The sequence below is a fragment of the Paraglaciecola sp. L3A3 genome (assembly GCF_009796765.1).
Lineage (GTDB): Bacteria > Pseudomonadota > Gammaproteobacteria > Enterobacterales > Alteromonadaceae > Paraglaciecola.
In genome coordinates, this window is sequence record NZ_CP047023.1 from 4,934,199 (window position 1) to 4,960,202 (window position 26,004).

The following is a 26,004-nucleotide window of genomic DNA, read 5'->3' on the forward strand; positions in this document are numbered from 1 at the left end:
GGACAAATGAGCAATTTTCAATACGATTATGTGATAGTAGGTGCAGGGTTATTTGGGGCTGTTTTTGCTCGGGAAGCACTACAAAAAGGCCTCAAAGTGTTAGTGATTGATAAACGCCATCACTCGGGGGGGAATATATACTGTGAAAACATTGAAGGTATTAATGTGCACAAATATGGTGCGCATATTTTCCATACCAGCAATAAAGAAGTGTGGAACTACGTAAATCAGTTTGTTGAATTTAATCATTACGTTAATTCTCCCATCGCAAATTACCGCGAAAAGCTCTACAACCTGCCTTTTAATATGAATACCTTTTATCAGTTATGGGGCGTTAAAACACCAGCAGAAGCAAGGGCAAAAATTGAAGAGCAACGTCAACCTTATCGCGATATTGAACCTAGTAATCTAGAAGAACAGGCTCTTTTTCTTGGCGGTAAAGATTTATATGAAACTTTAATAAAAGGTTATACGGAAAAACAATGGGGCCGTCCTGCTACTGAGATCCCATCATTCATCATCAAACGTTTACCTTTTAGATTTACTTTCGACAACAATTACTTCAATGATTTATACCAAGGCGTGCCTATTGGTGGCTACAACACGCTAACAAATGCATTGTTTGAAGGCGTTGAAATTCATACTGGCGTTAACTATTTTGACAACAAAGAAAAATACGACCAACTCGCCCGTAAAGTTTTATACACAGGCAAAATAGATGAATTTTTTGAGTATCAATTAGGTAAATTGGAATATCGTAGTTTGCATTTTGAAACGCAAGTCCTTGACCAAGAGAATTATCAAGGAAATGCAGTAGTTAATTACACTGAAAAAGATATCCCATTTACGCGGATTATCGAACACAAACACTTTGAATTTGGCACTCAAGAAAAAACAATAGTAACGCATGAGTACCCTCATGAATTTAGTAAAGATAACGAACCCTATTATCCAATAAACGACACTGACAATAACGCTCTGATAGCTAGTTATAAAGAAATGGCTGCTTCAGCAGATTATTGCGATAAATATTTATTTGGAGGGCGTTTAGCTGATTACAGATACTATGACATGGATGACACCATTGAAGCCGCATTATCATTAACTAAAACCGAATTGGACAATCAATAAAATGACAGACAAGGTATTTATTTCCCGCAACTACCGCGGCATGTTTGGAGCAGCTGGTAAGGCTAAAATAGATTGTGAAACCATACTGACAAATCAAGGCTGGAGAAACCTAGGTTTTAAACAAACTTGGGTAACCAATTCATTACTCGGCACGCTGATCAGTGCTTTAGGCGTAACTTGGGGGTTGATAAGACTAAAACGTCACTCCTATGTGTGTTTACAGTACCCTTTTAATAAATTTTTCCGCTACTGTGTTTGGGGCGCTGAAATAAAAAAATGTAAAATTGTTACCATAGTTCACGATGTAAGAAGCCTTAAGGGTAAATACGAATTTTCTCAAAAGGAAATGGACTTACTCAATAGATGTGACCAACTCATCATTCATAATCCAGCGATGCGCCGCTGGTTTGAAGAGCAATCCATACAATCACAACTATTCGAAATTGGTGCCTTTGATTATTTACACACAGCTAAAGTAACCATTGAGAAAAAACCTTTTAACTTCGAAAAATTGCGTATTGTATTTGCTGGCAACATAGGCTCAAAACAAAGTTTTGTTTATGAATTGGATACCTTAGAAAGCGCTAACTACTGCATTGATCTTTACGGCACAAATTTCTATCCCAATAGTGTTAAAGATAACAAAAACTCAATCTTAAATTACAAAGGTGTTTTTCCTGCTGATGAAGTTATCGATCGTATAGATGGTGATTTTGGCTTGGTATGGTACGGTGAATCACTTGATTCATGTGATGGATTACCGGGAAAATATTTGAAATACAACAACCCTCATAAACTATCACTTTATGTTTTATGTGGAATGCCTATCATTATCTGGGATAAAGCAGCCATGGCTGATTTTGTTGTTAGTAACGGTATAGGTTTCACTATATCATCACTTAATGAATTGCCTGCTAAGATGAAGTCGTTACAGCCTGAAGACTATGCACGCTTCAAAACCAATGCCGCTAAAATAAAGCAAAATTTAGAAGCTGGGGAATTTTTACGGCAATCCTTAGAAAAGGCTGAACAGGCTTTAGCTGATAAAAATTGGACCACCGAAAAAAAATAAGTTCAAATTAAACAGGTGATATGGTTATGCTTTCTAGATATCCAATCACCTATTAATTTAACACTGTAAAACTAGCCACTTAAATGAGCTGAACATCAATTATGCATAGAAAAGCAATTTACCCAGGTACATTTGATCCGGTGACTAATGGTCATGCAGATCTGATAGAAAGAGCCGCGAAGATGTTCGATCATGTCATTATTGGTATTGCATCAAATCCTAGCAAAAAACCCTTATTCACTCTCGATGAACGAGTAGAGTTAATTAAACAAGTCACTCAACATTTAGACAATGTAGAAGTAATTGGTTTTACCGGACTGTTAGCTGACTTTGCTAAGCAACAAAAAGCAGCAATTCTAGTACGGGGCTTAAGAGCGGTATCAGATTTTGAATACGAATTTCAATTAGCCAATATGAATAGAAGGTTAAATCCGGATTTAGAAAGTGTCTTTATGACTCCCGCCGAAGAAAACTCATTTATTTCATCAACCTTGGTTAAAGAAGTTGCCTTACACAGAGGCGAGGTAACTGAATTTTGTCACCCTGCAGTGATTGCAGCTTTAAAAAATAAACTCCACCCACACACATAACTAAGTTTGACGCTAATTCTGGCAAGATGGGCAGTAAAAAGTATTTCGCTGTCCAATCATCAAGGATTGAATTGGCGTTAGACAAGCATCACAATTTTCACCCGCTCTGCCATACACTAATAACTGCTGAGCAAAATAGCCTGGTTTGCCATCAGCTTGCATAAAGTCTTTTAAGGTAGTGCCGCCTTGTGCTATGGCACTAGCCAATACTTTTTTAATAATTTCGGCTAAGGCTAAATATCGTTTTTTAGTGATTTTATTCGCTGGTTTTCGTGGGTCAATCCCAGCAATAAATAAAGACTCATTAGCGTAGATATTGCCCACACCCACTACTACTTTATTGTCCATAATAAAGTTTTTCACTGCCACAGATTTATTCCGTGATAACTCATACAATCTTGTACCATCAAAGTCATCCGTCAACGGCTCAGGGCCAAGAGAAGCCAATAAACTTAGTTGCGGCTCATTAATCCCCTGCCATAAGCAAGAACCAAACCTACGAGCGTCATTAAAACGCAAACACACACCGTTCTGCATAACAATGTCAATGTGATCATGCTTTTTAATTTCTGTATCACTATCCACCACACAGAGCTTACCCGACATGCCTAAATGCAAAACAATACTGCCTTTACTGGTATCCAGTAATAAATACTTAGCCCGACGACGAATCGAATCAATCATCAATCCTTCGGCCAAATAAACATTATCTGGTACAGGCCAACGTAACTTGGGCTGGCGTACTATGATTTGTTCTATTATTTGTTTTTCTAAGTGGGGAGTGATACCTAAACGGCTCACTTCGACTTCTGGTAATTCTGGCATGTTTTAGTTATCTACAAGTAAAGATGTGAAGTCAGGACTGATTAACATATAAGTTTGCTGTTCAAATTTAACCAGCGTTTTATCGGCAAAAGATAAAAAAGAATATTCGATGGGCTCGGCTTGGCCTACAAACCACAACTTAACAACTTGGCTGTCTGCTTGCCAATTAAGCTCTGAATCAAATAACTGCACTTGAGCATTTTGCCAATGACTGACTAACAGGTTTAAATCATCAAGGTTTAAAGAGCCGGATTTAGAACGCCAACCTTGACCAATACGTTCTACTGTATCTTGCTCAAACTCTATGGTGGTAACAACCCAGTCCGAAGGGATCAAGCTAGTACGAGTAATTGTATCATCTAAGCCTCGATTCAAAAAATCACTACTGAAATTGAATAACAAGATCAAAATCAAGGTAGTGAAAATAATAACGTTGTTCCAGCCTCGCTGAGAAAGTCTAATCATAGAGATAATAACAAGTAATCAATTTATAAATAAGTATGACATATGCTTTGAACGCAAAAAACCCGACTAAAAGCCGGGTTCTTCAGGAGACAAAACCAATAAATTACTTGATTTTGGCTTCTTTAAACAAAACGTGCTGACGAATTTTAGGATCAAACTTTTTGATCTCCATTTTGCCAGGCATATTACGTTTGTTTTTATCTGTAGTGTAGTAAAAACCGGTACCAGCACTAGATACTAATTTAATTTTATCACGCATAATCTGGTTCCTTAAATTTTAACACCGTCGGCACGCATATCAGCTAATACTGTATCGATACCTTTTTTATCAATAATACGCATACCTTTAACAGATAAACGCAATTTCACGAAACGGTTTTCACTCTCAACCCAAAAACGGTGAGATTGAAGATTTGGCAAAAAACGACGACGAGTCGAATTTTTTGCGTGTGAACGGTTGTTACCTACCGCTGGACGCTTGCCAGTAACTTGACATACTTTGGCCATGGCCTGTCTCCAAACAATCTAAAAAATTTTAGCTCTGACTCCGATTTAATTAAACACTATTAAATTCAGCTCAGTTAACGCTATTACAAGAGGGCGCATTTTATACAGCAAATTCAAAATCAGTTCAAGAATAATGTGTATAAAAACCGCTATTTTGTTGTTTCTGGCAGAAATACTGGCAAATATGTAAATATTACGACTAGATTAGTCCCCTTTGTGCAAATGACACTGCCACTCCGTCACCTATCACAAAATGGTCTAACACTTTAATGTCTAATAAACTAAAAGCATCCACTATACGTTTAGTAATGCTCTTATCTGCTTGACTAGGTTCAGCCACACCAGATGGGTGATTATGGGCCAGTATCACCGCTGCAGCATTATCTTTTAACGCTTGCTGTACTAATACCCTAGGGTAAACAGACGCACTGTCTATAGTGCCGTAGAACATAGGACGAAAAGTAATGAGTCTGTGCTGGCTATCGAGTAACAACATAGCAAACACTTCATGAGGTTGATCACGTAATTTAGCAATTAAATACGCTTGGGTTTGCTCTACAGAATTGAAGGAGTTTTCTCTCGATAATTTCTCAGCCATAAAACGCTGACTCATTTCTAAACACGCCTGTAGCTGCACATATTTGGCTTGCCCCAGACCTTTTACCTGACAGAACTCTTGTTCAGTTGCCTTAAATAATGAGCGTAAACTACCAAACTCATTCAGCATATGTTGAGCAAGCTCCAATACGCTACAGCCAGCAATGCCTGTGCGTAAAAAGATAGCCAGTAATTCTGAATCAGATAAAGAGCCAGCCCCATGAGAAAGCAACTTTTCTCTGGGCCGATCTTGTTTAGGCCAATCGGTAATTTTCATGCGTCCCTGCCTTAATATTAAAAAATAAAGTGATTAGTTTTTAACTAAGTAGAAAATAAGCCTAGCAAAAGGAACACGATCCAGCCAATAATGTCACTTATCTGACTTAGTTAATGTCGTAACAAATTACCTATGCAATTTAAAGATACCAATATACTTTTGGGCATTACCGGTGGTATTGCTGCTTATAAAACACCTGATTTAGTACGTAAATTAGTCGCCCAAGGGGCAAATGTTCGAGTCGTGTTAACCGAATCGGCTAAAGAATTTGTTAGCCCGCTGTCATTGCAAGCTGTATCTGGCAATACAGTGTCTGATAGTTTATTAGATAAAGATGCTGAAGCCGCAATGGGTCACATTGAATTAGCAAGATGGGCAGACAAATTATTAATCGCTCCGGCAACCGCTAATTTCTTAGCTAAACTAACTTATGGCTTAGCAGATGATTTATTGTCTACCCTATGTTTAGCCACAGCGGCCCCCATTTATGTCGCACCTGCTATGAATCAACAGATGTGGTTAGCTAAAGCCACCCAGTCTAATATTAAGTTGCTGCAGGGCCGAGACATTCAATTTTTAGGTCCTGCTCAAGGTGAGCAAGCTTGTGGTGACGTAGGCCCAGGACGCATGCTAGAGCCTGAAGAAATAGTTCAGCTAATTTTACCGGCTGTATCTCAAGTATTAGCAGATAAACACATTATTATTACCGCGGGTCCTACGCGGGAAGACATTGATCCTGTTCGCTACATAACCAACCACAGTTCAGGGAAAATGGGGTACGCCTTAGCAAAAGCCGCGCAAGTCCTTGGCGCTAATGTCACGCTAATAAGTGGGCCGGTAAACCTTACGGCACCAACTCAGGTGCATACCATAAATGTCTCAAGCGCAGAAGATATGCACAAAGCCGTTATGCAGCAAATGGGGGATTGTGACATCTTTATTGGTTGTGCCGCAGTAGCAGATTATAGGCCTCAACAAAAAACCTCACAAAAAATTAAAAAATCAGAGCAAGAGTTAACGCTTACTTTTGTTAAAAACCCTGATATCCTTAGTGATGTAGCTCATTTAACAAAGCCACCATTTACAGTTGGTTTTGCTGCTGAAACGCAGAACTTAAGGGAATACGCCTTAGGTAAATTAACACGCAAAAAGCTCAATATGATTGCTGCAAATGATGTATCAAATACAAACATTGGTTTTAACAGCGAACAAAATGCTGTCACTGTTTTTTGGCCTGAGGGTGAAAAACAATTAAACATTGCCGATAAGAGTTTATTAGCCGCACAGCTTATGCAACTTGTGGCTGAAAGATACACCAAAAACACAGACTAAAGACGCCACTTTCGTTTAGGATAAAATTAATGCCAGCAACAAAACGCCCAAACCGCAAAGCACAAATACTGCAAGCTCTCGCGAGTATGTTACAAACCAATCCAGGACAACGGATTACCACAGCCAAATTAGCCGCTCATGTCGGGGTTTCAGAAGCCGCTCTTTACCGACATTTCCCTAGTAAAGCACGCATGTTTGAAGGATTAATTGAATTTATTGAGGAAACCTTGTTTTCTCGGATCAATAAAATCATTAACGAAGAAAAAGACACAGCCTCACGTTGCCAGTTAATTTTGCACCTTATTTTAGGCTTTGCTGAAAAAAACCCAGGGATTACCCGAATATTAAATGGTGATGCACTTATGGGTGAACAAGACAGACTCAGAGAGCGTATAGCCCAATTATTCGAGCGTCTTGAAACCCAAATGAAACAAGTGCTTAGAGAGCGAAAATTACGTGAAGGTAAAACCTTACCTGCAGACGAAGGCTTAATTGCAAATATGTTAATTTGTTATGCCGATGGGCGTATAAATCAATACATACGTAGTGAATTTACTAAAAAGCCGACTGAAAACTTTGCCGAGCAATGGCAATTTATTAATAAACAGTTTTTTCAATAAAAACACGTTTTTGCTCTTACCCTTACAAAACGGACATTAAAAATGTCCGTTTTTTGTTATTATTTCGAGAATCTCTCACCAAAGAAATCCCCTTTATTCCAGCTAGAACGTTTTGTCTGCTCAGCTAACGTTAGCCCAATATGATAGTTCACTTCTGCAAACTTAGTGGCCGCTTGCCAATTAAAATCTTGGCTAAAATCGTCCCCAGTATTGTGATAATTTGTTTTGATAAATTGATTAAACTGCTGGCCACCATCAATGGCTGGGTCTGCTGATTGTAAACCTGGAACTAAAAACACCGATGGGATACCTTGTTTAACAAAGCTGTAATGGTCTGAGCGAGTAAATAAAGCCATATGAGGCCATGGGTCAGGGCTTAAGGTTAAACCTATTTTTTCAGCCGCTTGAGAGACCGAGACTTTTAAATCACTATGATCTGCCCCAAAGGCAATCACATCAGCAAATTCATAGGTCAAAATTGGCATATCTAGATTCACATTAGCTACGATAGAACTAGCGGGCACAGTAGGATTTTGTGCAAAATAATCAGAGCCTAATAAACCTTTTTCTTCTGCCGTCACTGCCACAAATATGATTGAACGTTTGGGTCTTTGCGCTAACAAACTAAACATTCTTGCTGTTTCTAACAACACAGCAGTGCCAGTTGCATTATCCATAGCTCCATTATTAATCTTATCTTTCTTAACGGTTTTAGCTAAACCAATATGGTCAGAGTGAGCAGAATAAAGCACGTACTCATTTTTCAATTCTGCATCTGAACCCTCTAAAATAGCTGCAACGTTAGGGCTAGAAATTTGTTTATGAGTACTCGTTGATTCAAGCATCACACTGGTATGCAAATCAAAGCCTTTAGGAGACTCATCTTTTTCTAACATAGCGTAGATTTGTTGTAAGTTTAATTCAGTATCAGCGAATAATATTTCTGCCGCTTCTTTACTGAAATAGGCTGTATTTTTTAATTCAGGAAAAATTTTGGCAGGTGTTCCGTCTGTGTTTAACCAACGAACCGCAGGCACATGTAAAAAATTTAAAATACTTTGATAAGGCCTAACAGTTTCGTAAGTAGGAGTACTAATACTGATATAGCCCACTGCACCATGCTCCTTTGCATGACGTTTTTTCTCAAAGGTAGAACCAAAGTGGGCCCCTTCTTCACTTGGAAATGATTTGGGTTTACCCGACAAAACTACAACTACCTTGCCCTTTACATCTAAACCTTGATAGTCATCATGTTGCAGTTCAGGCGCTACAATACCGTAACCCACAAAGACTATTTCTCCTTGCGTAATAGCATTTAGCTCTGCAGGATTGGCTGAAGTAATAAATTGCTTAGGATAAGTTAAGGCTATTTTTTCCGTTTTTTTAGTTAATACTAGCTTGACTGAGCTTTGTTCAAGATATGCCTGTCTAAAATCTACTCTTTGCATATAAGTGTCATTGTCACCAGCTGGTTTTAAACCATATTTTTCAAATTCGGCAGCTATATACAAAGATGCTATTTCATGGCCTCTTTCACCTGTATCTCGTCCTTCTAATAAATCATCTGATAAAAACCTGACGTGGGATTTGAGCCGTGAAGCCTCAGCAGAAATGCCATTTGAGTCACTGGTTGTTACTGTTTTTTCACCCTGACATGCAGTTAAAAACAAGCCCAAAATCATTATTTCATATAGTCGCAAAACAAGGTTCTCCTCTCAGATAGTGTTTTGGCACATTATTCGAGATGCAGCTAGAGTGCAAGCTTGACAGAATGTTTTACTCAACTAACTTGTTAAGAATACTTATTCTAACTTAAGTTTTTTCATGTCTCGAAAACCTCAATACAATTTGGATATCATTCTTAGCCAAGCAGTTGATGTATTTTTAGAACATGGTTATCACGGCGCAATCATGGAAGAAATTATTGCTCGCACTGAATTTAATCGACGAGGTTTTTATTTAGAATTTGGCAGTAAACAAACCTTTCTTTATATGGTGCTAAAACACTATCAAAGCATTAAATTAAGTAAAATAATGCAACATTTAGAATCCAATCAAGGTTTAGGCTCCATAGAAAACTTTTTCAACGCCTATGTTGAACATGTCACAGGAAAAGGCTGCCTATTAATTAATTGTATTACCGAATTAGGCTTTGATGATGAAAAAATACGTGCCATAGGTCGTCACTATTTAGACCGATTACAAATCGATTTTATTGGCTGTTTAGAAAAAGCTCTTATTCTGGGACAAGTGCATAATCATATTAATATTGAATCCACAGCTTTACAGCTAACAAGTTATGTACAAGGTTTTGCAGTCAATGCTCTGTTAGCTGGCGACACGGATGAATTACAACTCGCCACTCAAGCACTGTTAGGTCCATTAACAGTAAAAAACTAACGAGATAGACCAATAGCACCTCTTGCTATTAAATAAACAGCCTCCATTATGGCTACACAGAAAACTTCAGCCACTATTGAGTTTATACAGTTGCAACTGCACTCAATAAACTGTCCTCAATCTAAACGAGTATGATATGTCTAACCAAAAACATCTATTTCGAATTCAATTTATCAGCAACGGCGAACGTTATGAGTTATACGTACGAGAAGTATGCCAGGGCAGTATGTTTGGATTTGTCGAAATTGGCGACTTTGTTTGGGACACACATACCAGCTTAGTACTTGACCCTAGTCACGAAAAATTAAAAACCGAATTTGCTGATGTCACTCGCACATATGTACCTATGCACAATGTATTACGTATTGACGAGGTTAAAAAACAAGGCACTTCTAAAATTACTGAGTTATCAGACAAAGTAACGGCTTTTCCAAAGCCAGTCTATACACCTAAATAACCTGAATACTGGATAAGCCGAACCTCTCGATAACGCTCTTTTTGTACCTAGCGGCGTTGGGCTGCCTAGCCGCGTTGGAGGAGAGTCTAGCAATAACACGTTATTACGTACGACAATCCGCCTTGCTATACATGAAAAATTTCGTCACCGAGTAAGCATTCATGCGCGGTGAATTGGGTGAATGGTATTAAGTTATTGAATTGTAGTGATAAATTAAGATTGGACGATACTTCTTATCCAGAACTCAGGTTAAATAGATCACACGCACAACTAGTTGCAGAGCTTATCCGGCTCTGCAATGAGTCAATAACAAATCAAATTCATTTTGTGGTATAGGCATGATAGACAGTCTATGTCCTTTTTTAACTAAGCCTATTTGGCTAATTTCAGGCAATTGTTTAATCGCTTTTAAACTTAATATTTGCGGAAACTTTTCTTTAAATTTAACATCAACCATATACCAGCGCGGCTTTTCTGGCTCTGATTTTATATCGTAATACTTAGACTCAGGATCAAACTGAGAATGATCAGGGTATTGCTCTTTCACCACTTCTGCTAAACCAGCAATGCCCACATGTTTACAACTCGAGTGATAAATAAACACTTGGTCACCTAACTGCACCTGATCACGAAGAAAATTTCGTGCTTGGTAATTGCGGATCCCGTCCCAATGTTCGGTTTGTAAAGGTCTAGCCGCTAAATCATCAATGCTAAAAGCATCAGGCTCTGTTTTGAATAACCAATATTGCATACCTTTCCTCTATGCCGATTTTCAGCGAAAAACAATAGCTTTTAATTATCCCTCTTTCAAGCTTAGCCGGTTTATATCAATGGCCATATCAGCGAATATGGCCAATCGATTAAAGCACTTTTAATTAGGTCATTTTAGTCAGCTTGTTAAATAGCAGCGGTTCACTGAGCATCGCCAGTATTTCTTGTTTATTCATCCAGCTTAAGGCCTCCTGCGGATTAGATGCATCATTGATTTTATGTTCTGCAATGATGCTGTTTACCTTCGGATTACCCGGTGTAGGCAATGGAGCCTCAGCGACCAAATTAAAATGACTGCTACGATATCTATCAGTTTCAAGCAAAGACCGAATCGACACGGTCTGCAAATGCTCTCGGAGTTGGGCAGCGAACCTATCTCTTTGGCTAATAATACTAAACGCATAGACTTCTTCTGGAATATTTAAAATACCTAAAAATTTCAGCCATTTAGCTACACTTTTACTACCACTGATAGCTGATAAGGGAATAGATAAAACTAAACCTATTAAAGTAGGAGATAACCATATCAGTAAAGTGGGTGAGTATTGATACAGAAGCAGTGACATGCCCACACCGATCAAAGTATGCCAATAGTGTTGCCTAACTAGCTGCAACCAAGGCGTGCCATTATGTTGCCTTTGTTGTGTTGCCCAACCAGAATCTCGGCCTCTAAAAATATCAAAAATATGCTGACTATGGATCAGCATAAAAATCGGTGCATATAAGATTGAAAAAAACATTTCAACTAAAGTGCCTAAGGTCATTCTAATAATGCCTAACGGCTGCCTTAAAGATGGGTGAAAGAAAGCTTTTATCAAACCTAACACTTTAGGTACCAACAAGATCCCCATAGTAAATATAAATAATGCGATCATTCGTTCAGAATCAAATACTGGCCATTGGGGAAACAGTGAAGGCTGATCTGAAAAATATTCAATATTGACATAATGAATTTGAATGGCCATAACGATTCCAATCAAGATCAACGCAAACCAAATTGGCGATGCCATATATCCCATAACACCGGTCAACATATGAAATCTGTTGGGCCAGCGTAAACCTTTGGCTTTCAAAACAGCAAGATGCTGAATATTTCCTTGAGCCCAGCGTCTATCACGAGTGGCCACATCAGATAAACTAGGTGGACTTTCCTCCCATGACCCCTTTAGAGCAGGTAACATCCGTACCGACCAACCCGCCCTGCGCATTAATGCTGCTTCAACAAAGTCGTGAGATAAAATGTCACCTTTAAAAGGTTTCACCCCCCCGATTGCAGGTAACCCAGCAGATTCAGCAAAAGCACTGACACGAATGATGGCATTATGTCCCCAATAATTTCCATCATTGCCTTGCCATGCTGTAATACCCCGAGCCACGATTGGACCATACACAGTACCGGCAAATTGCTGCAATCGAGCAAATAAGGTATCACCACGATATAAAGTAGGTAGCGTTTGAATAATACCTGCTTGCTCATCACTGGCCATTTCTTGCGCCAATGTTTTTAGGGTTGCCGCCGAAAGTAAACTATCGGCATCAAGTAATATCATGTAGTCATATCGACCGCCCCATCGAGAAACAAAATCATGCACATTGCCCGCTTTTTTAGCTTTATTATTATGTCTACGGCGGTACCACACCTTAATCTCTCCAGATAGCGCTTCTTTTAGCTTACTTACCGCAGCGGTTTCTTGCACCCAAACATCAGGATCGTTAGAGTCTGAAATAATGAAAATTTCAAATTGTTCTGACAAATTATTTGCCGCCAGTTCTTTACCCATACTATAAAGCGCGGCGCACGTTTCACTGGGCTCTTCATTATAAACAGGCATCAGCAAGACTGTTTTTTTCGAGCTAATATCGACCGATGATGAATCACCAGCTCGGCCTGCAAAAATAAAGCCCGCCACAGATGCACTCGCCGCTAATGCTATCCAGACAAAGGTTAGTAGAAACAAGCCAACCATAACCCACTGTAAGACTGTGGCATTGTCCTGAGTCACAATTAATATCATTTGGTGAGTGGCATAGGCAGTTAATGCCGTTGCACCCCCAAATGTAATCAATCTTGCAAACAGTTGTGTCCACCCCTGCTTAGCGTGCTTCACTTTAGGTTTACTGGAAAAATCCTGAGCAGGCATATGCAAAGGAGACTCGATTGGTGCTCCTTGGCTATCTATTTTTATCTGGTCCATCGGTATAACCATGTTTCGCCCCATTGTTTATCCCCTTTTGCAAGTGACACTCGAAGTTCAGAAAGATCCTCATCAGCCGGTTCAAATTTCACCACTACGCGAAGATTGTTTGTTTCTGGAATGATTTTACTGGTAACGCCAGCTATGTGGCCTGAGCTACTGATAGCGTTAATCAATAAATCTTGTGGAAGATGCTGGCCTTTGTAATCGATAACAAATTCACGCATGGTCTCTGAGCCTAAGGACTTACCTGCGGCAGTAGAAATAATTTTGCCATCAATGTTTTTAATAGGCGCATCACTGCCCCAAGAAATTTTATAACTAAATTCTCTTGGTTGACCTGCTTTTAGTATCTGATTTGGTTGCCAAAAAGCGACAATATTGTCGTGAATTTCCGCCTTAGTGGGTATTTCTATTAACTCCACATGACCAGGCCCCCAATTATTGATTGGCGTAACCCAAGCTGAAGGCCTGTTGTGATAATGGGCTTCCATATCCTCAAAGTCATTAAACTCTCTACTACGCTGCATTAATCCGAAACCTTTTATTGCTTCATCTTCAAATGCCGAAACCTGAAGCCTTCGAGGGTTAGCAAGAGATCGCCAAATTTTCTCATTATTACCTTTAACCATTAGTAAACCATCTGAATCATGCACAGCTGGGCGAAAATCGTCGAAGCGAGAACGGTTCATACCATTAAATAAAAACATCGAAGTTAAAGGAGCAATACCAAATGAGCTGATGTCTCTTCTAGGATACAGTGTACTTTTCACTAGTACTTCTGTGTTCTTTTGCGGCTTAACAGTAAAGGTGAAAGCCCCTGTTAAAGATTCACTTTCCATCAAGGCATGTATCACCAAATTTTCACTTTTTTCCTTTGGGCGTTCTAGCCAGAATTCAGTAAATACCGGAAACTCTTCGCCCGAAGGTTTGGCTGTATTAATGGCCAAACCACGAGCTGATAACCCGTACCAATTGCTCTGGCCTACCGCCCTAAAATACGAACCTCCTTGAAACACCATAAACTCATCCCACTTTTCAGCGTTATTAATCGGGTGAGTAACACTAAAGCCCGAATAGCCTTGCGCATCAGTGTTTTTTAATGCTTCTTGTTCTGAATCGTAATTGAAAATTTTAGTGGTATAAAATATCTGTCTAGAAACACCCCCTACCACTAGGTTTAACTTCACCGGAGTTTTAAATAAAAAGCCTGGATGTAATGGGTTAACGCGAAAGTTTCTGTCTTCTTTTGACCAAATAGTCGCCCCTCGCTCAAGCTGTATCTTTTTATAGTCATCGTAGCCCATTTGACTCAGCGGGTTATCTGCAGGTATTTGTTTGATCTTATATTCGCGAGTAGCTAATTCTTTCGCCTTAGACTCCAACCATTCTCTACTGAATGCATGGGTTAATCTGTCTTTGCTGTTTGTTTTGTTATCCACTGTTACGCGTTGCTGTGCCTTGGAAGAGGGTTGAAACGGTATGACACTAACACCCAACACTAATGCAAAGATGTAATACTTGTACAAAATGAGACTCCTTGATAATTATTTATATTCATCCCCCTGTTTAATAGGCATAAAGCTAAAGCAAAATTGTTTAGACAGACAGTTTGAGTTCAGGAGGCGTTTGCTTACAAACAGCTAAATGCAGGTATTAGGCCATGTAGAAATAACTTTAAATTTAAGGCTCATGACATAACAAATTTTTGTGGCTTTTTTAGTGCAAAAAACTAACTATGAGTTATCCAGTTAGATAAGTTAAGCCGCGCATTGAACGTGGCTTTTTTATTCAGTAAACCTTTATTAACGTCTTTGAATAAGATAGAAAATAGCAATTTGCACTAAGGCTATTTAAGCCATTTTTGCCAAGAATTGATACGTGAAAGCACTAACCAATCTACTAAGATCATGGCCGCTAATACCAATGCAGATAAAGGAAAACACAAAGCCATCAATAACATCAAGGCAATTACCAGTTTACTGGCGCTAGGTTGAGCAGCAGGGGCTGCCAGTCTCTTTGACTTTTTAGGGCGGCGTTTCCACCAGCTAAAAATTCCACTAAATAAAATACCAATCACCATCAGCACTAATACAATATTTAACCACCAATTCCACCAGCCAAGATCCCCTTGATGAAATGGGACAAAAGTCGCCATGGCTTGACCTAGTTTAGGGTAATCGGCAAAGGGTAAGTCAGCTAATACTTCACCGCTGAAGCGATCTAGGTGAACTGTGCGTTCAGCCAATGGATTAGTAATATCACCGGCAATAGTGGTAGCTGATATGGTCCACACCGCGGTTTCGGATTGGGGTAAATGTACTCTAAAATTATCAAACCCCAGTTGTTTGGCTTTTGCTATGGTTGAATTTAGATCTAATTCGCCTGTCTCTTTTACAGCAGTATGTTGGTGATGTTTTTCTGCCGACATTGGCATATGGGTATGTTCCATCGCCCAAGGCACTTGATGCTCTCCAGTTTGATTCATAGTTTGATGGGTATCTTCAGCCTTTGGCGCAGTAAAGCTGGTACCGGGTAATGAGCCCCAAGGTTGTACTAACTGTCCGCCCCAAAAGTTGGTCCAAGCTAAACCCGACAGTAAAAAGAGCAACAAGGGTAACCCTACCACTAAGCCCATCATTCTATGCAGACGACGCCAAGACTCTTGCCGTGCCTTTAACACTCGCCATCTGGCCTTAGGCCAAGCCATATAAAACCCGCTGATGATCATTAATACCGCTAAACCCGCAGCAATCTCAATTAAAGCATCGCCCAAATCACCTAAAAATAGCGAGCCATGGAAAGTTTTAATTTGAGCATATAAAGATTGAGCGGGATCGACACTGCCTAATACTTCACCATTGTTAGGATTGACAAACACAGTAGTGCTCGGCTGGCCGTGACCACCATGAGCGCTATGGGAGCCTGCCACTACCGAAAACCTAGCCGACTCTGTAACCTTTTTGGGGGCAATGTATAACTTCACCTTGCCATCAGGGTTTAAGGTTTGCACTTTAGCTAACATTTTTGAGGGAGAAACTGTTTGGCCTTGCTGCGTTATTTGTTGCGTGATTGGTGATGAGACCTCGAATAAATCCCTATCTAACCATGGTTCAATTGGTTTAGTAATAAGCATCAATAAACCACTGACAGACAACAAGAATAAAAAGGGTAGAACAAACAAACCAGCAAAAAAATGCCACCTATGTACGGCATGATGGAATTTTTCACTTTTAAACGACATTTTAGTTTTCACCTACATTTTCTCACTTTTGTTTGCTTGGTTTTTATGGTCATTTTTACAAGCTTATTTTTAAACCTAGATAGACAGATCGTGGCTCACCCGCATTTAAAATTGCGGCATCGGCAGCAGCAATGTCGCGCACACTATGGCTAGACACATACTTTTTATCAGTTAGGTTGCGTATCTCTGCATAAGCTTCCCAGCCCTCTCCAGACAAGCCAGTTCGTAAACCTAACAAGGCATATGAGTCTATTGTGTAGCTATTACTAAAATCGGCGTAACGTTCATCCACTAGGTCAAAAGTGGGCCCTAGATAAAAACCATTACTGTTGCAATAAATAATTTCGCCCTTAACCACATAAGCAGGAGCGGCGGGTAGGTCGTTATTGCCGTATGTCACATCGCCATCAAATGAAAACTCATTCACCGTGACACTGACTAACGGCTCTAAGGTGTGTACTGCGCCTTCGCCTAAAGTAAAGCTAGCACCGACTAAAGCTTCGATACCTGCATGAATAGTGCTATCTACATTGGTAGACAGGCTAGTTCCAGGGGCAGTAGGATCGTCCATAGACAGAATTTCATCACTCAACTTGGCATAATAAAAAGCCAGATCCCAACGCCACAAGTTATCGCCTTGTAGTTGTTGTTGCCCTCTGGTGCCAACTTCTAACACTGTGCCAGACATAGCATCAAGGGTAGAATTATCGGCTCTAACATCGTCTTCTAACTCAAAATTAGTCGGCGCTTCGTACAAGCGGCTGATATTGGCAAACAATTGGCTATCTGCGCTTTGTTGGTAAATCACTCCCGCTCTTGGATTGATACTATCGTAATCAGCACTTGGGTTACGTAAACTATCATCAGCGACCTCAGTACTGCGCACATCACGCCCAGCAGACACAGATTGCAGGCCATACATAAGTTGCCATTTGTCTGCAACTTGCCAGCGATCAAACACAAATAATTCCAAACTATCAGCGTCATTATCCACTAACGTTGTTAGGCCATTACGTTGCCCGCCATCGTTACGATAATTACCGCCTTTGACCGCCGTCTGAGCGTAATTCATACCTAGCAATAAGTTGTGATCACCAGCCTGTAAATTATATCGCAAAGAGCTACCCAAAGAGGTTTGGTCGGTATTGATTAGCAAGCTAAATACTTCTGTTGGCGCTTCTGGGCCTGGGCCATCAAAATCCACCAATACCTTGTCAACTATTGGGTGATAAAGGGTTTGATCTTCATACGACAAACCAAAAGTTAAACTACTTTTATCATCAATTTTCCAACTGGTTTTACTGGCCAATCGGGCGGTTTCTACATTCACCTGAAAATGCCCTGTTATCGCTTTAGGATCTGCCTGATAAGGGTCTTCAGCAAACTGCTCGGCACTTAAAGCCCCCGGCAGTTCTTGATCGTTATTAATATAGGTTAGGTAAAGGCGAGTTTGTACATTATCACTTAGCTGTAATCCTGCATTTGCATATACACCTTGGCGATCTTGCTTATTATGCTGACGATAACCGTGCCACTGCTTGCTTTCGAGAGTCAGCAAACCATCAAAATCGCCCGCTACCACTCCGGCACTTAATCGACCTTGCAGTTGACCATGACTACCGCCATTCACAAATAACTCCACATTTTCTAAATCGCGCGCGGTGGGGGTAACAAAATCAATCGCTCCACCTAGAGTACTGGCACCATACGTAAGCGCATTAGCCCCTCTGGCGATGGTGGCAAAACTGGCACTCAAAGGATCAATCATACGATTGTGATTATTGCCATCGGCAGCGGTCACTGGCAGGCCATCTTGCAACAACTTGATACCATTCATATCATAATTAGTAGCATCTAAATTAGAGCCACGACTGGAAAAAAACATCCCATCAGAGCCATTGGTACTAGTGGCCCACACTCCCGGCACATAACGCAACATATCGGCTAAATTCGCGATATTTCTTGCATACAGCTCAGCACTATCAACAATAGTCACCCCGCCTGGGGTTAATAACCTTTCGGTCTCAATATCTAATTTAGTTTGTTCACCTTGAACTACTATGGTTTCAACGGTTTCAACTGGCTCTTGAGTAGTTTGTGCATTTGCGAAGGTAATAAAGGGAAGAGTAAAACAAATAGCAAGCCGACTGCGCTTGAATGGAAGCATAAAGTGTCCTTTCTTATTATGATATGAAACAGAAAACTGGGAAAACTTTAACCTAGAATTAACAAAGGGGGAATGTGGCAAATTGTCGCAGTAGACTGGTGAGAATGATTGATACTGAGTTTTTAAATGTGATAATAATTTTTGGGTAAGGACTAAAAATATATTTTCAACAACCGAAAAAAATTATTTTAAAGCAGCCACTTATTGGTTTTTATTATTATAAAGGCGGCCATCACAACAGAGGCCAAAGTTACTTTAAGTTGGCAAAAAACACTTTCCTTTAAACCCTACATATTTATGACAAAAAGTAGATACCATGCCACCAAATAAAAAAGCCGCTTAATAGCGGCTTTTAATAACATTTCTATTTTTGTCTTGAATTAAAACGGAATATCGTCATCAAAATCAAAATCAGGTTCGGCCATAGGTGCGGCTGGTTTGCCCTGCTGTTGACCTTGTGGTGCTTGTTGGTAACCTTGATTTTGTTGCGGAGCTTGTTGAGCAGGAGGCTGCTGATATTGCTGTTGCGGCGGCGGAGCCTGCTGATAACCTTGGTTCTGTTGTGGTGCTTGTTGGTAACCTTGATTCTGTTGCGGAGCTTGCGCTGGACGTTGTTGTCCTTGGAACCCACCTTCAGATTGATTGTTTCCACCTTTGCCACCCAACATTTGCATAACACCATTAAAGGGGTCTAAAACGATTTCTGTGGTGTACTGATCTTGGCCTTCTTTGTTCTGCCATTTCCGCGTTTGCAACTTGCCTTCGACATACACTTGGCTGCCTTTACGTAAATATTCGCCAGCAATTTCAGCTAACTTGCCAAACATAGATACGCGATGCCATTCAGTTTTTTCTTGAATTTGACCGCTTTGATCTTTCCAGCTTTCAGATGTGGCCAAGGTTAGATTGGCCACCGCTTTACCATTTGGCGTATAACGTACCTCAGGATCTTTACCTAAGTTACCGACCAAAATTACTTTATTAACACCTTTACTCGCCATTTTATTTCCTCACTATTCTTGTAAACCCAGTACACGTCGTGCTTGTTGCATATCGAAGTGTTTGCCATCTGCTTTTAGATAAATAACCTGCTCATCTGAAACAACGGTTACATCCACTACACCTTCCAATTCTGAAAGTTGCTGCAGTGCCAAATCTGGTGTCTGATTAATTGTCTTAAGTGTATATCTTTTTAAACGATTCGTCGCAGAAATTCCTTGGATCAATAACAACCAAATGATGCATAACCCAGAGGCCAATACAAACACCCATTGGTTGCCTACATATTGTGAAATGCTACCTGAAAGCAGTCCTCCTATGAATGCACCAAAGAATTGAAAACTAGCATAAATGCCCATAGCAGAGCCTTTTTTACCCGCTGGCGCGATACTTGACACCATAGCCGGGAAATTGGCTTCTAAATAATTAAAACAGGTAAAAAACAGGCTGATAATAATTAATAAATAAACAATGGATGAGTGGTCGATTGCCATTACTGCAAACACTAACGCCAACCCCGCCACACTCAATAACATCACCACTTTTTGTTGTTTTTTAGCCAGTGACATCAAGGCCACTAAACCAATAATTGAGGCAAATAGTACAATTGAATAAGCTTTCCAATGAGTAGACAGAGGCCAGGCTAAATCAATTAAAAATACGGGAATTTGTACAAATAATAAAGTAATCAACATGTGTAATAACATCACGCTGATATTTAGTCGTAATAATTGCGGATGAGAAAATAAAATCTTTAAGTCTCGCACGATAGGTAAGGTGTCACCTCTAGGGGCGATGTTTTTGCCGTTGGGCACAACAAATACCACCAGCAGAATACATAATAGCGCTAAGGTACCAGTAGCGAAGAAAATACCACTTAAGCCATATTTACCCACTACTAGCGGGCCCAGTAATAAAGCTAAGTAAAAAGAAAAACCGATAGAAATACCGATAATAGCCATAACTTTAGGTCTTTGTTCTTCTCGGGTTAGGTCACCGGCTAAGGCCATAATGGCTCCGGCAATAGCACCCGCCCCTTGTAAGAATCGGCCAATCACTACCCATTGCATACTTTCAGCATTGGCTGCCACTAAACTTCCCACGGCAAATATTAATAAACCACCAGCAATAACTGGCTTACGACCTATTTTGTCTGACAGCACCCCCATAGGGATTTGCAAAACAGCTTGAGTTAAACCATAACCACCAATAGCTAAGCCCACCAAAAATGCGGAATAATCAGGATAATGCTGTGCACTAATAGCTAATACAGGCATGATCATAAACAAGCCAAGCATGCGTAATACGTAGATAAACGCCAGTGAAAAGGCTGTGCGGAGTTCGGTAGAATTCAAGGTTAGGTCAGTTTTTTAAAGGTCGTTAAATAACAATACTAAAAATGGCCGAGAACCTTAGCATATTTTGCATTTTTCAGGAATATTAATCAGCAAAGAATTAACTTTTAGTTAAGAATTCAAAAGATAATGCCGCTTACCGTAGTGCTAATTTTAAGAGTATGTAATACTTCTTCTTTTGCGCTGATACAGATCTAATAATGGCAAATATTGAAGTACGCGGGGCCCGCACCCACAATCTTAAGAACATCAGTCTAGACATTCCTAGAGATAAGCTCACCGTTATTACTGGGCTATCTGGCTCAGGCAAATCCTCTCTCGCCTTCGATACCTTGTATGCAGAAGGGCAAAGACGTTATGTTGAGTCTCTTTCAGCCTACGCTAGGCAGTTTTTGTCTATGATGGAAAAGCCAGATGTGGATCACATTGGCGGTCTTTCTCCGGCCATTTCTATTGAACAAAAATCAACATCCCATAACCCACGCTCTACTGTGGGCACTATCACCGAAATTTATGATTATTTGCGTTTGTTATATGCGCGAGTAGGTGAACCTCGTTGTCCTGATCACAACGTACCGCTAGATGCACAGACTATCAGTCAAATGGTTGACAGAGTCATGACTATGCCTGCTGACAATAAATTAATGTTGTTAGCCCCTGTGGTGCAAGATCGTAAAGGTGAACATTTAAAAACCTTAGAAAACCTATCGGCCCAAGGTTTTATTCGCGCTAGAATCGACGGTAATGTCTGTGATTTATCTGATCCACCAGAGCTAGATCTACACAAAAAACACACTATAGAAGTAGTAGTGGATCGTTTTAAAGTGCGTGAAGACTTAAAACTCCGCTTAGCTGAATCTTTCGAGACAGCACTTAATCTATCTGGCGGCACAGCTAAAGTGGCCTATATGGATGAGCCCGACAAAGAAGCTCTGGTATTTTCTTCTAACTTTGCTTGCCCACACTGTGGATACAGCATGGCCGAGCTTGAGCCAAGATTGTTCTCTTTTAATAACCCAGCAGGGGCATGTCAAAGCTGTGATGGTTTAGGTACTAGACAATTTTTCGACCCACACCGCATTATTGCTAACGATGAGTTGAGCTTATCAGGTGGTGCTATTCGTGGTTGGGATAAACGTAGTTATTACTACTTCCAAATGTTACAAGCCGTAGCCGATCATTATGACTTTGATTTGACCAAACCTTTTGCAGAATTAGACGATAAAGCTAAAGATATAGTGCTACATGGTAGTAAAGGTACATCGTTAAAATTCAAATATATCAATGATCGCGGCGATATAATGGAACGTAAGCATCCCTTCGAAGGGATAATTCCTAATATGGAACGTCGTTACAAAGAAACCGAATCAAATGCGGTACGCGATGAATTAGCTAAGTATTTAAGCCAACAACATTGTTCTAGCTGTTCAGGTACGCGTTTACGTTTAGAAGCCAGAAATGTATTTATCGGCGAAACGCCACTGCATGTGATTACTGATTTATCGATTGCTGAAGCATTAGAGTTTTTCTCTACCGTGAAATTAACCGGTAAACGGGAAAAAATAGCTGAAAAAATATTTAAAGAAATTAACGACCGACTTACCTTCTTAGTTAACGTTGGACTCAATTATTTATCGCTTTCCCGTAGTGCCGATACGTTATCTGGTGGCGAAGCTCAACGTATCCGCTTAGCCAGTCAAATAGGCGCAGGTTTAGTAGGCGTGATGTATGTGTTGGACGAACCTTCTATTGGTTTACATCAAAGAGACAATGAAAGATTACTTGAAACCCTGATCCATTTACGTGATTTAGGTAATACCGTTTTGGTTGTAGAGCATGATGAAGATGCCATTCGCGCGGCTGACTTTGTACTCGATATAGGCCCAGGAGCCGGTGTACATGGTGGTGAAATTGTCGCCCAAGGCACTATCGATGACATTAAAAACAGTGAACATTCACTGACTGGTAAGTATCTTTCAGGACGTGAAAGAATAGAAATTCCTGCCAAGCGTACTGAGATTGATCAAGATAAATGGATTGAAATCACTGGTGCCTCTGGCAATAACTTACAAGACGTTACTTTCCGAGCACCGATTGGATTAATGACCTGTGTTACCGGTGTTTCTGGCTCAGGTAAGTCAACCTTAATCAATGACACCTTTTATCGTTTAGCACATCATGCGCTAAATGGTGCTACCACAGGCGAAGCTGCGCCTTATAAACAGATTACTGGTTTAGAGTTTATGGATAAGGTAGTTGATATTGACCAAAGTCCAATTGGTCGTACACCTCGTTCTAATCCAGCCACTTATGCGGGGATATTTACTCCAGTACGTGAATTATTCGCAGGTACTCAAGAAGCTCGATCTCGTGGCTATAAACCTGGCCGTTTCAGTTTTAACGTCAAAGGTGGACGTTGTGAAGCTTGCCAAGGTGACGGCGTAATAAAAGTAGAAATGCACTTTTTACCTGACGTTTATGTACCTTGTGATGTGTGTAAAGGCAAACGCTACAATCGTGAAACCTTAGAGATCCAATACAAAGGATTTAATATACATCAAGTATTAGACATGACAGTAGAAGAAGCCCGTCCCTTCTTTGATGTGATTCCAGCCATTGCCCGCAAGTTGCAAACTCTCATTGATGTTGGTTTGTCTTATATACGTTTAGGCCAAGCTGCCACCACTTTATCTGGTGGTGAAGCACAACGGGTGAAGCTGGCTAAAGAGCTGTCAAAGCGAGATACAGGACAAACACTGTACATACTTGACGAACCTACCACAGGGTTACATTTCCACGATATAAAACAATTACTGGAAGTCCTACACAGGCTTAGAGATCACGGTAATACGGTAGTGGTGATTGAACATAATTTAGATGTGATTAAAACTGCAGATTGGATAGTAGATTTAGGGCCAGAAGGCGGTTCTGGCGGTGGAAAAATTATTGCACAAGGCACACCTGAAGACGTTGCTGAAGTAGAAGGTTCGCATACGGCGCGTTTTCTTAAACCTTTGTTAGAAAAAAACAGAAGTGAATAATACCCACTAAAATTATTCATAAACAAAAAACGCAGCTTACCGCTGCGTTTTTTATGCTGAAATTGTTAAAGCTACTAGAACAAGTTGCACAGACAGTCAAAAAACTCTTATTTGTTCACCGTTCGGCGACCAGAAATCCGACAATATAATTTTAACCATCATATGGATTCATTTGTATGCCCGCTAAGGAATAACCAACCGTGGCTACATCACCTTGCCAGCCATGGGTTGTCAAAGTACCTGTTATCCAGACAGCATCTTGTATCGTATCTATGGGTACACCTTTAGCAAACTTTACATAAACAATTTGATTGGCCGGAGGTGGCGGCACATGGATACAGGCACCAAAATATGGCACTAATAAAAACTCAGTTGTGGCAGAGTTATCACCCTCTAAAGGTACAATAAATCCCGGAATTTTTACTAACTTACCATTCAGGCTTTCAACCACAGGCGCATTAACCCCTAATTGCATCATAGAGCCGTCATGACTTAATTCTACATCTGGAGCTTGGTAGTTTTTCGGTATCATATCTTCCCAGAATAATTCTAACGGCTGTTCAGCCAATGAATGAAAACTGCAAAATATAAACAGCAAAGAAAAAAGTAGCGGTATGTTAATCGTTATTTTGTGCATTATTTTTATTGGTCCATACTAGTGGATTAATAATGACCTCTCGGCCAAGTGAAGGATTATTTGGCATATTCAAAGCCAAAGCTAGCGAACATATGGCAAACCCGCTACCAATATAAAATACTAGAATAGGAGAGGTTAACCAAACTATACCAAGCAAAGCAGGGATAACCACAGCCGCAATGTGATTAATGGTAAAACTAACCGCTGCAGTAGAGGCAATGTCTTTGGGATCTGCAATTTTTTGAAAATAGGTTCTCACTGCAATAGCCATAGCAAAAAATAAATGATCAATTACATAAAGACCCGCAGCAAGATAGGCTTGATCAACCATGGCATAACTTGAGAAGACAAAAATTAAGCCTATATATTCAATTGTCAGTGCTTTACGTTCACCAATACGGCTGATCCAACGACCAATTTTGGGTGCAAAAAATAAATTAAATACATAATTAATCATAAACAATAGACTAATATCACCCACTGAAAAACCAAATTTTTCCACCATCATGAACGAAGCAAATACCATAAATATTTGTCTTCTGGCACCACTAAAAAACACTAAGCCGTAGTACAACCAATATCGTTTACGTAAGAATAATTGTTTGTGTTGGATAGGCCCGTGAGTAAAAGTATCAAAACTGGTCCACATAACAAAAACTATAATTAAGCCCACACCACCAGCCAACATGTACATAGCTAAATATGAATAACCTAACCACTCCATAAAGACCCAAACTGCGCCATAAGCCAGTAGGGAGGCAAAACTTTTTACTGCCAATTGCTGGCCCATAAAATGAGCGGCTTTATCTTTTTCAATCCATTGCAAAGTTAAAGATTGATTGATGGTTTCAAAGTCATGAAAACCAATAGACATTAAAACTGTGGTGCAATACAGACCAAACTCGAAAGGCAGCCAACCAGTCAATGCCACACCGACACACATAACTGCCAGTGAAATAAGCGCAAACAGCTGTTCTTTTATTACCAACAACACAAAAACAGCAGTAAAAGCTAAAAAACCTGGCACCTCTCGCAAACTTTGCAACATGCCAATTTCAGCACCAGTAAATGCCGCCTTTTCTACCACAAAGTTATTTAACAATGCATTCCAGATAGAAAAAACCAGCGGCATCACAAAAGCCATCATTAACAATAATAATTGAGGGGTTTGGCGGATAGATGACATAGCAGGTAATTTGCGCATACATGAGCCTTAGTGATTGAAATAGGATTATGCCACGAATGAGAAATTACAATCTAGCGAGAAACAAAAAAGCCGAGACAATAAATTGTCTCGGCTTTTTGTTTAATCTTCAGTGATT

Annotated in this window: 23 protein-coding genes; 8 read left to right on the forward strand and 15 right to left on the reverse strand. The window is 40.0% G+C overall.

Annotation, left to right across the window (positions count from 1 at the left end):
- The first annotated feature begins 6 nt into the window (after positions 1–6).
- From glf to coaD, 3 genes are all read left to right on the forward strand, one after another.
- Complete coding sequence (glf, locus tag GQR87_RS20500) at positions 7–1,131, forward strand: UDP-galactopyranose mutase (protein WP_158972538.1); 1,125 nt, start codon at positions 7–9, stop codon at positions 1,129–1,131.
- Position 1,132: 1 nt separating this feature from the next.
- Positions 1,133–2,203, forward strand: a complete 1,071-nt coding sequence (locus tag GQR87_RS20505) for a beta-1,6-galactofuranosyltransferase (protein WP_158972539.1) — start codon at positions 1,133–1,135, stop codon at positions 2,201–2,203.
- A 101-nt stretch (positions 2,204–2,304) separates the two neighbouring features.
- On the forward strand, positions 2,305–2,793 hold the full coding sequence (coaD, locus tag GQR87_RS20510) for a pantetheine-phosphate adenylyltransferase (RefSeq protein ID WP_158972540.1): 489 nt from the start codon (positions 2,305–2,307) through the stop codon (positions 2,791–2,793).
- A gap of 12 nt (positions 2,794–2,805) precedes the next feature.
- On the opposite strand, the gene mutM is transcribed toward coaD, so the two are convergent.
- From mutM to radC, 5 genes are all read right to left on the reverse strand, one after another.
- Entirely contained in the window at positions 2,806–3,618 is an 813-nt protein-coding gene (gene mutM, locus GQR87_RS20515; RefSeq protein WP_158972541.1) for a bifunctional DNA-formamidopyrimidine glycosylase/DNA-(apurinic or apyrimidinic site) lyase, read from the reverse strand.
- A gap of 3 nt (positions 3,619–3,621) precedes the next feature.
- Positions 3,622–4,083 (reverse strand): hypothetical protein, encoded by a 462-nt coding sequence (locus tag GQR87_RS20520; protein WP_158972542.1) that lies wholly within the window; start codon positions 4,081–4,083, stop codon positions 3,622–3,624.
- Positions 4,084–4,186: 103 nt separating this feature from the next.
- Positions 4,187–4,342, reverse strand: coding sequence for a 50S ribosomal protein L33 (gene rpmG, locus GQR87_RS20525; protein ID WP_158972543.1), 156 nt, complete (start codon positions 4,340–4,342; stop codon positions 4,187–4,189).
- A gap of 11 nt (positions 4,343–4,353) precedes the next feature.
- Entirely contained in the window at positions 4,354–4,590 is a 237-nt protein-coding gene (gene rpmB, locus GQR87_RS20530; RefSeq protein ID WP_158972544.1) for a 50S ribosomal protein L28, read from the reverse strand.
- Positions 4,591–4,789: 199 nt separating this feature from the next.
- Positions 4,790–5,464: a DNA repair protein RadC gene (gene radC / locus GQR87_RS20535; protein ID WP_158972545.1), complete on the reverse strand. Its 675-nt coding sequence runs from the start codon at positions 5,462–5,464 to the stop codon at positions 4,790–4,792.
- A 132-nt stretch (positions 5,465–5,596) separates the two neighbouring features.
- On the opposite strand from radC, the gene coaBC reads away from it, so the two are divergent.
- Together coaBC and slmA are read left to right on the forward strand one after the other, a co-directional pair.
- Entirely contained in the window at positions 5,597–6,796 is a 1,200-nt protein-coding gene (gene coaBC, locus GQR87_RS20540) for a bifunctional phosphopantothenoylcysteine decarboxylase/phosphopantothenate--cysteine ligase CoaBC (protein ID WP_158972546.1), read from the forward strand.
- A gap of 29 nt (positions 6,797–6,825) precedes the next feature.
- Positions 6,826–7,416, forward strand: coding sequence for a nucleoid occlusion factor SlmA (gene slmA, locus GQR87_RS20545; RefSeq protein WP_158972547.1), 591 nt, complete (start codon positions 6,826–6,828; stop codon positions 7,414–7,416).
- 59 nt (positions 7,417–7,475) lie between these two features.
- Here slmA and GQR87_RS20550 read toward each other — a convergent pair whose 3' ends face one another.
- Positions 7,476–9,098, reverse strand: coding sequence for a M28 family metallopeptidase (locus tag GQR87_RS20550; RefSeq protein ID WP_158973126.1), 1,623 nt, complete (start codon positions 9,096–9,098; stop codon positions 7,476–7,478).
- A gap of 142 nt (positions 9,099–9,240) precedes the next feature.
- On the opposite strand from GQR87_RS20550, the gene GQR87_RS20555 reads away from it, so the two are divergent.
- On the forward strand, positions 9,241–9,816 hold the full coding sequence (locus tag GQR87_RS20555) for a TetR/AcrR family transcriptional regulator (RefSeq protein WP_158972548.1): 576 nt from the start codon (positions 9,241–9,243) through the stop codon (positions 9,814–9,816).
- Between the two features lie 136 nt (positions 9,817–9,952).
- Entirely contained in the window at positions 9,953–10,273 is a 321-nt protein-coding gene (locus GQR87_RS20560) for a DUF1820 family protein (RefSeq protein WP_158972549.1), read from the forward strand.
- Positions 10,274–10,556: 283 nt separating this feature from the next.
- Here the strand turns inward: GQR87_RS20560 and GQR87_RS20565 are convergent, their stop codons facing one another.
- The 7 genes from GQR87_RS20565 to GQR87_RS20595 form a co-directional block, all read right to left on the reverse strand.
- Positions 10,557–11,024 carry an EVE domain-containing protein gene (locus GQR87_RS20565; RefSeq protein WP_158972550.1) on the reverse strand — a complete coding sequence of 156 codons (468 nt, stop codon included), beginning with the start codon at positions 11,022–11,024 and terminating at the stop codon, positions 10,557–10,559.
- A gap of 124 nt (positions 11,025–11,148) precedes the next feature.
- Positions 11,149–13,239, reverse strand: coding sequence for a glucans biosynthesis glucosyltransferase MdoH (mdoH, locus tag GQR87_RS20570; protein ID WP_158972551.1), 2,091 nt, complete (start codon positions 13,237–13,239; stop codon positions 11,149–11,151).
- Entirely contained in the window at positions 13,227–14,768 is a 1,542-nt protein-coding gene (locus tag GQR87_RS20575; protein WP_158972552.1) for a glucan biosynthesis protein G, read from the reverse strand. Before GQR87_RS20575 ends, mdoH begins: the two co-directional genes overlap by 13 nt.
- A gap of 320 nt (positions 14,769–15,088) precedes the next feature.
- On the reverse strand, positions 15,089–16,483 hold the full coding sequence (locus tag GQR87_RS20580; RefSeq protein ID WP_158972553.1) for a PepSY domain-containing protein: 1,395 nt from the start codon (positions 16,481–16,483) through the stop codon (positions 15,089–15,091).
- Between the two features lie 55 nt (positions 16,484–16,538).
- Positions 16,539–18,650, reverse strand: a complete 2,112-nt coding sequence (locus GQR87_RS20585) for a TonB-dependent receptor domain-containing protein (protein ID WP_158972554.1) — start codon at positions 18,648–18,650, stop codon at positions 16,539–16,541.
- A gap of 380 nt (positions 18,651–19,030) precedes the next feature.
- On the reverse strand, positions 19,031–19,651 hold the full coding sequence (ssb, locus tag GQR87_RS20590) for a single-stranded DNA-binding protein (RefSeq protein ID WP_158972555.1): 621 nt from the start codon (positions 19,649–19,651) through the stop codon (positions 19,031–19,033).
- A 12-nt stretch (positions 19,652–19,663) separates the two neighbouring features.
- Positions 19,664–21,004, reverse strand: coding sequence for an MFS transporter (locus GQR87_RS20595; protein WP_158972556.1), 1,341 nt, complete (start codon positions 21,002–21,004; stop codon positions 19,664–19,666).
- 200 nt (positions 21,005–21,204) lie between these two features.
- Between GQR87_RS20595 and uvrA the strand changes: the two genes are divergently transcribed.
- Positions 21,205–24,045, forward strand: coding sequence for an excinuclease ABC subunit UvrA (gene uvrA, locus GQR87_RS20600; RefSeq protein ID WP_158972557.1), 2,841 nt, complete (start codon positions 21,205–21,207; stop codon positions 24,043–24,045).
- A gap of 151 nt (positions 24,046–24,196) precedes the next feature.
- Here the strand turns inward: uvrA and GQR87_RS20605 are convergent, their stop codons facing one another.
- Together GQR87_RS20605 and GQR87_RS20610 are read right to left on the reverse strand one after the other, a co-directional pair.
- Positions 24,197–24,682: a DUF3299 domain-containing protein gene (locus GQR87_RS20605; protein WP_158972558.1), complete on the reverse strand. Its 486-nt coding sequence runs from the start codon at positions 24,680–24,682 to the stop codon at positions 24,197–24,199.
- A complete protein-coding gene (locus tag GQR87_RS20610; protein WP_158973127.1) occupies positions 24,663–25,868 on the reverse strand; it encodes an MFS transporter in 1,206 nt (401 codons plus the stop codon). The genes GQR87_RS20605 and GQR87_RS20610 overlap by 20 nt, the downstream gene beginning before the upstream one ends.
- Positions 25,869–26,004 lie beyond the last annotated feature (136 nt).